The sequence below is a fragment of the Chromobacterium alticapitis genome (assembly GCF_002924365.1).
Lineage (GTDB): Bacteria > Pseudomonadota > Gammaproteobacteria > Burkholderiales > Chromobacteriaceae > Chromobacterium > Chromobacterium alticapitis.
This window is the reverse complement of the sequence record NZ_PQWB01000189.1, coordinates 64,284-71,309: the sequence shown is the minus strand read 5'-3', so window position 1 is coordinate 71,309 and position 7,026 is coordinate 64,284. Positions and strand designations below refer to the sequence as shown.

Below are 7,026 nucleotides of genomic sequence, written 5' to 3'. Positions count from 1 at the left end.
GCAGCGGCAGCAGGCCGCAGTGGTCGATATGGCTGTGGGTCAGCAGCACGCGGCGCAGCGCCAGCAGCGCCTCGATATCCAGCGAACCGCAGCCGGTGCCGCAGTCAAGCAGGGTATCGTTTCCTATCAAAAAGCTGGTGGTTTGTCCCGGCTGGCCCAGGCAGGCCGCCGCGCCCAGGATGGTGATGTGCATGATGTCGCTCCGCCTCCCGCCGCATGGCTGCCTTGTATTGTAGACCGGGACGCGGCGGCGTCCCGGCCGGGAGAGGCTTAGCGGACGATGCCGACCGGGTATAGATAGCGGTTGCTGTCGGCGAACGGCGTGCGCTCATAAAACCAGTTGAGGCGCGCGCCGCGGTCCTTGGCGAACTTGGGGTCGGCCTTGAGCTTGGCGGCGAAGGCTTGGCGCAGTTCCGGGCTTTCCGCCAGCATGCGCCGCGCCATCGGCTCCATCACATAGGCTTCCGGCGCTTCCGCCGAGGTCAGGTTGGCGTTGAAGAAACCCCAGCTCAGGAAGGCGTCCGGGCTGGACGGTTCCAGCAGAATCATGGCCAGCGTGCCCAGTTGTTGATTCGGGTCTATCACCACCGAGCCGGCCGGGTAAGTGACTTTGCGCTGCTGCGGCATCGGCTTGCCGGAGATCAGCAGCCTGCCTTCGTAGCCGGGAATCTTGTCGGCGGATTCGCGGTCCGGCTCGAACGGCGTGCCCAGCTTGACATCCTCCAAGCGGTAGACCGTGACATCCATGGAAGTGGGCTGCTTCAGCGTAGTCATGGCGATGCCGTGCGTCTTCAGCCGCGCGATCACCTCCGTCCATTGCGCCGGGACCACATAGGCCTTGGGCCGCGGCACTACCAGGTCCGGCACGGACTGCGGGGTGAACGGAATCTGATAGGCCTGCGGCTGATTGCTCCAGCGCACGATCTTGTCGCCGGTGATGGGCGATGGCACCTTCTCGAACTTGACGCCTTTGAACGGCACGGTTTGCGGCTTGCCTTCGGCCGCTTTCCAGGTCAGCGTCACTTCCTTGGGCCGCTCGGCCCTGTCCTGGGCGATGGCGGCGCGCAGGCTGTCGCGGTTGGCCGCCATGCTCTCCAGGATGGCCTTGTACAGCACGTAATTGCCCAATACCTGCTGCTTGTACGGCTTGAGCGCGTGCAATTCCACAAGAATGCCGGGAATGCCGCGCGCGTCGGCGTACTGGTTGGAGAAGCGGGCCAAGTCGCTGTAATACGGGTAGTAGCCCTGGCTGATGTCCTCGTTGTCGTTCATCGAGATGCAGACATTGGGCTCATGGCCGTAAGCGCGCAGCTCGCGGTAGACATAGGGCGTCATGACCTGGTCCATCCAGCGGCTGGATGCGTGCGACCAGCCCTCGCCGTTATTGCAGTAGGTGACGTCGTACTGGTAGTTCACGCCATCGGTGCTGTGGGTGTCGATGAAGAAATCCGGCTGGTATTCGTCCAGCGCCCGCGCCACGTTGCGGATTTCCGGGCTGTCCAGCTTGGTGAAGTCGCGGTTCAGGTTCAGATTGCGGCTGTTGACGCGCCAGCCGGTCTCCACCGGCCCGTTCTGGTTGATGCGGCCGTATTTGCCGTAGCGCATGTCGCCGTCGATGTTGACGGTGGGAACGAATAAGACATTTATCTTGTCCAGCAGGGGGCGCAAAGTGCCGCGCGCGCTCAGGTCGCGCAGCAGCATCAAGCCGGCGTCCTTGTCGTTGGCCTCGCCGGGGTGGATGCCGGCCTCGATGTAGAGCGTGGGTTTGCCGGAAGCCTTGAGGCCGGCGGCGGACTTGTCGGCCGAGGCGGAGACGATCGCCATCATGAAGGGTCGCCCTTCGCCGGTCTTCTCCTGCAATGCCGTCAGTTGGATCAGATTGGGCTGGGCCGCGGCCAGTTTTTGCAGGTAGGCGATGGTTTCGTCATAAGGCGGGGTATGGGTGAAGCCGGAGGCTTCGAACGGCGTGGCCCAGGGGTCGTCCTTGGCGACGGCGAACTGCTGGCTGGATCCGTTCCAGGGGATGTCCGGCGGCAGCACGCGCTCTCCCGCAGCCTTGAGGAATTGATTGGAGTCGACATAATCCGGCGCGGCCGGTTGGGCCAAGGCGGGCAAGCTGGCGACGATGGCGGCCAGCAGGGTCAGGCGAGGGGCGAGGCGTTTCATCTGCATGCTCCAGTGAGTTGAACGGCGCCAGCTTACGCCTGGGAGCGCAATATTCGAATTGCCTGATGTATTGTGCTTGATTGCCGTCAATGGCGGATTTTTCATTGCCGCATTTAAGTAAATAATTGACGTTAAATGGCAAAACGTGAAAATTACAAACGCATATTGCGTGGGGTTGGGGCAAGGCATTACCATTTGATGACGCGTGGAATGTCCGAGCAGGAACACTGGCCTCGCAGCCGCGTGGATTTCCAGTCCTTGAGAAGAAAGAAACAGCCTTGAAAATGACCCTCACCTTGCTGGCGGCATCTTTGCTGGCCGGCTCCGCTGCGGCGGCGGATATTCCGCTGAAGGATTTTTTCCGCAATCCCGAACAGAGCAACTTCACCGTTTCGCCGGATGGCAAGAGCGTGGCTTTCCTGTCGCCATGGGAGTCTCGCCGCAATATCGTGGTGCGCCGCCCGGGTAAGCCGGACCAGCGCGTCACCGCGGTCAAGGACCGCGATCTGGCCGGCTATTTCTGGAAGGGCAATAATCAGCTGGTCTACGTCAAGGACAGCGGCGGCGACGAGAATTTCCATTTGTTCAGTGTGGACCTGAAAACGGGCAAGACGCGCGATCTGACGCCGTTTCCCGGCGTGCGGGCGGAGATCGTGGACGGCCTGGTCGACCAGGACAATCAGTTGCTGGTCAGCCTGAACAAGCGCAACCGGGAAATTTTCGACGTCTACCGCGTGGATCTGAAAACCGGCAAGCTGACGCTGGAAGCGGAAAACCCGGGCAAGGTGACTGGCTGGGGCACTGACCATAAAGGCAATATCCGCATCGCCATCGAGACCGACGGCGTCAACAATACCGTGCGCTATCGCGACAAGCCGGGCGAGCCGTTCCGCAAGCTGCTGACTACGGATTTCCGCGACAGCTTCGCGCCGCTGCTCTTCACCCCGGACAACCAGCGCTTCTACGCCGCCAGCAATCTGGGCCGCGACAAGAGCGCCATTGTCGAGTACGACCCCAAGGCCAATAAGGAGGTCAAGGAGATCTACGCCCGCAACGATGTGGATGTCAGCGAGCTGGGCTATTCGCGCAAGCGCAAGACCATCACTTGCGCCAGCTTCGAAACCGACAAGCTGGGCCGCGAATGCTTCGATCCAGCCTCGCGCGAGTTGTATGCCAAGCTGCAGGCGCATTTCCCGGGCGACTTGGTGGAAATCCAGTCAGGCAACCGCAATGAAGACCGCTTCGTGGTGGCCGCCTGGAACGACAAGACCCAGGGCAAGCGCTATCTGTACGACCAGAAGCATGACAAGCTGACGCTGCTGGCCGCCATCACGCCTTGGCTGCATGAAGACCAGATGGCGTCGATCAAGCCCATCCAGTACCAGAGCCGCGACGGCCTGACCATCCACGGCTATCTGACCCTGCCCAAGGGCAAAGAGGACGCCAAGAACCTGCCGGTGATCGTCAATCCGCACGGCGGGCCGTGGGCGCGCGACAGCTGGGGCTTCAATCCGGAGGCGCAGTTCTTCGCCAGCCGCGGTTGGGCCGTGCTGCAGATGAATTTCCGCGGCTCCACCGGCTACGGCCGCCAGTTCTGGGAAGCCTCGTTCAAGGAGTGGGGCGGCAAGATGCAGGACGATGTCAGCGATGGCGTGGACTGGCTGGTCAAGCAGGGCGTGGCCGATCCTAAAAAGGTATGCATCTACGGCGGCAGCTATGGCGGCTACGCCACGCTGTCCGGCATCACCAAGACGCCGGAGCTGTACCGCTGCGCCGTGGACTACGTAGGCGTGTCCAACCTGTTTACCTTCATGAAGACCATCCCGCCGTACTGGAAGCCGTATCTGGACATGACCTACCAGATGGTGGGCGATCCGGTGAAGGATAAGGAAATGATGGAAGCGCGTTCGCCGGCGCTCCACGTGGACCGCATCCAGGCGCCGCTCTTGGTGTTGCAAGGCGCCAAGGACCCGCGCGTCAACATCAACGAATCCAACCAGATTGTGGAGGGCTTGAAGAAACGCGGCGTGGACGTGGAGTACATCGTCAAAGACAACGAGGGACACGGCTTCCATAACGAGGAAAACCGTCTGGCCGCTTATGGCGCGATGGAGCAGTTCTTCAAGAAGCACCTGGACTGAGCCGGCGCCTCAAGCTGACCGCAGCCCGCCTATCGGCGGGCTTTTTCGTCTACAGCGCGAGCCATCCCGCCGCCGCGCACAGCCCCACTACCAGCCAGGGCGGCAGCTTCCAGGCGCTCAGCGCCAACAAGGCCAGCAGCGCGGCGGCGAAGTCGGCCGGCGCGCGCACCGCGCTGGTCCAGGCTGGATGGTAGAGCGCGGCCAGCAGCAGGCCGACCACCGCGGCGTTGACGCCGGCCAGGGCCGATTGCGCGGCCGGCGCGGCGCGCAGCCGGTGCCAGAACGGCAGGGCGCCGGCCAGCAGCAGAAAGCCGGGCAAGAAGATGGCCGCCAGCGCCAGCGCGCCGCTTTGCCAGCTGCCGTCGCCGGCCGCGCCCAGGAAGCCGGCGAAGGCGAATAGCGGGCCGGGCAGCGCCTGCGCCGCGCCGTAGCCGGCGAGGAAGGCGTCTCTGGGCACCCAGCCGCTGGCGACGGATGCGGTTTCCAACAGCGGCAGCACCACATGGCCGCCGCCGAATACTAGCGCGCCGCTGCGGTAGAAGGCGTCGAACAGCGCCAGCCGGTAGCCTGGGCAGGCCGCGGCCAATAGCGGCAGGCCGGCGAGCAGGGCGAAGAACAGCGCCAGCCACAGCGCGCCGCGGCGGCGGCTGGGAGCGGAGGCGTCATCGGCCGCAGGCGCGCCCGGCGCTGGCGGGGCCAGCCACAGGCGGCCGGCCGCGCCGGCCAGCGCGATGACGGCCAATGGCAGCCAGGGCGCAGCTACCAACAAGGCCAGGCAGCAGGCGATGCCCATCAGCGTCAGCCGCGGCCGGTCCGGGCATAGCTGGCGCGCCATGCTCCACACCGCCTGCGCCACCACCGCCACCGCGGCCAGTTTCAGTCCGTGCAGCGCGCCGGGCGGCACGGCTTGGGCGTGATGCGACAGGCCTAGCGCCAGCAGCAGCATCAGCAGCGCCGACGGCAGCGTGAAGCCCAGCCAGGCGGCCAGCGCGCCGGCCAGGCCGCCGCGCGACAGGCCCAGCGCCATGCCCACCTGGCTGCTGGCCGGTCCGGGCAGGAATTGGCACAGCGCCACCAAGTCGGCGTAGTCGCGCTCCGCCAGCCAGCGCCGGCGCTCGACGAATTCGGCGCGAAAATAGCCGAGGTGGGCGACCGGGCCGCCGAAGGAAGTCAGGCCCAGCTTCAGGAAAACCAGCAGGATGCGCCAGAAGCCGCGGTCGCGCGGCGGGTCTTGTCGGTTCATGATGTGGATGGCGGGTGGCGGAGCGCCACACCTTAGCGGAAAACCGTGGCGGCTTGAAGCGGCAGGCGGTTTTTCGCCAGGATTTGAGCGGATGGTTTTCCCGCCGGCCGCGCGATGCCGCATCATCGTCGAACTTGCCGGCCGCCGCGCCGACCAATAGGCATAGCCGCTTTCACCGGAGACCCGCATGCATCACCACAGCCTCAAGCCCTTTCCCGACGATTTCCTGTGGGGCGCCGCCTCCGCCGCTTACCAAGTGGAGGGCGCCTTCGACGCCGACGGCAAGGGGCCGTCGGTCTGGGATGTTTTCACGCGCGAGCCGGGCCGCACCTTCCAGGGCAGCCATGGCGACGTGGCGGTGGACCACTATCACCGCATGGATGAGGATGTCGCGCTGATGGCGGAAATGGGCCTGACGGCCTACCGCTTCTCGGTCAGCTGGCCACGGGTGCTGCCGCAGGGGCGAGGAGAGCCTAACGAAGCCGGGTTGGCCTTTTATGACCGCCTGATAGACGCCTTGCTGGCGCGCGGCATCGAGCCGGTGCTGACGCTGTATCACTGGGACATGCCGCAGGCGCTGCAGGACGAATACGGTGGCTGGGAAGACCGGCGCGTCATCGACGACTTTGGCGGCTACTGCGCCTTGCTGTACCGCCGCTACGGCGATCGGGTCAAGACCTGGGTATCGCTGAACGAGCAGAACTACAACCTCAGCAATGCCTACTTGCTGGCGACGCATCCGCCGGCGGTGGCCGACCGCCAGCGTTTTTACGCCGCCAACCACATCGCCTTCCTGGCCAACGCGCGCGCCATTCAGCTGTTCCGCCAGCTCGTGCCGGACGGCCGCATCGGCCCCAGCTTCGCCTATTCGCCGGCCTACCCGGCCTCGTGCGCGCCTGCCGACATGCTGGCTTTCGACAACGCGGAAGCATTCACCAACCACTGGTGGCTGGACGTGTATTGCTATGGACGCTATCCGCAAGTGGCGCTGGCCTGGCTGCGCGAGCGCGGCGAAGCGCCGGACATCCTGCCCGGCGATATGGAGGCGCTGGCGCAGGCGCGGCCAGACTTCATCGGCCTCAATTACTATTACACCTTGACCTATACCGCCAATCCGCCGGACGGCGTGGGGCTCGCCCGCATCAATACCACCGGGAAGAAAGGCAGCACGCCGGCCAGAGGCGTGCCCGGCCTCTATCGCACCGCGCCCAATCCGACGCTGCAAACATCCAATTGGGACTGGGCGATAGACCCGACCGGGCTGCGCATCGCCATGCGGCGGCTGAGCAGCCGCTACGCGCTGCCGGTGTTGATCACCGAGAACGGCCTGGGCGAGTTCGACCGGCTGGAGGACGGCGATAAGGTGCGTGACGACTACCGCATCGCCTATCTGCGCAGCCATCTGCAGGCCTGCCGCGAAGCGATCAGCGACGGTGTCGAGCTGCTGGGTTTCTGCGCCTGGTCGTTCACCGACAT

5 protein-coding genes are annotated in these 7,026 nt (G+C 64.7%); 2 read left to right on the top strand and 3 right to left on the bottom strand.

Translation table 11 applies throughout. From position 1 onward, the window contains the following. Together C2I19_RS21250 and C2I19_RS21245 are read right to left on the bottom strand one after the other, a co-directional pair. A partial coding sequence (locus C2I19_RS21250) for an MBL fold metallo-hydrolase (protein WP_146056917.1) occupies positions 1-193 on the bottom strand: 193 nt, incomplete at its 3' end. A 77-nt stretch (positions 194-270) separates the two neighbouring features. Beyond that, positions 271-2,166 carry a M14 family metallopeptidase gene (locus C2I19_RS21245; RefSeq protein ID WP_103904562.1) on the bottom strand — a complete coding sequence of 632 codons (1,896 nt, stop codon included), beginning with the start codon at positions 2,164-2,166 and terminating at the stop codon, positions 271-273. Positions 2,167-2,450: 284 nt separating this feature from the next. Here C2I19_RS21245 and C2I19_RS21240 point away from each other — a divergent pair, with 284 nt between their 5' ends. After that, positions 2,451-4,307, top strand: a complete 1,857-nt coding sequence (locus C2I19_RS21240) for a S9 family peptidase (RefSeq protein WP_103904561.1) — start codon at positions 2,451-2,453, stop codon at positions 4,305-4,307. A gap of 49 nt (positions 4,308-4,356) precedes the next feature. Here C2I19_RS21240 and chrA read toward each other — a convergent pair whose 3' ends face one another. Continuing rightward, a complete protein-coding gene (gene chrA, locus C2I19_RS21235; protein ID WP_233201317.1) occupies positions 4,357-5,550 on the bottom strand; it encodes a chromate efflux transporter in 1,194 nt (397 codons plus the stop codon). A gap of 187 nt (positions 5,551-5,737) precedes the next feature. Between chrA and C2I19_RS21230 the strand changes: the two genes are divergently transcribed. Further along, on the top strand, positions 5,738-7,026 hold a 1,289-nt coding region (locus tag C2I19_RS21230; RefSeq protein WP_103904565.1), incomplete at its 3' end, for a glycoside hydrolase family 1 protein.

What these genes read in the sequence shown, in the direction of transcription:
- C2I19_RS21240 (WP_103904561.1), top strand. Translation starts at nt 2,451, where the DNA reads ATGACCCTCACCTTGCTGGCGGCATCTTTGCTGGCCGGCTCCGCTGCG.
- C2I19_RS21245 (WP_103904562.1), bottom strand. Translation starts at nt 2,166, where the DNA reads ATGAAACGCCTCGCCCCTCGCCTGACCCTGCTGGCCGCCATCGTCGCC.
- chrA (WP_233201317.1), bottom strand. Translation starts at nt 5,550, where the DNA reads ATGAACCGACAAGACCCGCCGCGCGACCGCGGCTTCTGGCGCATCCTG.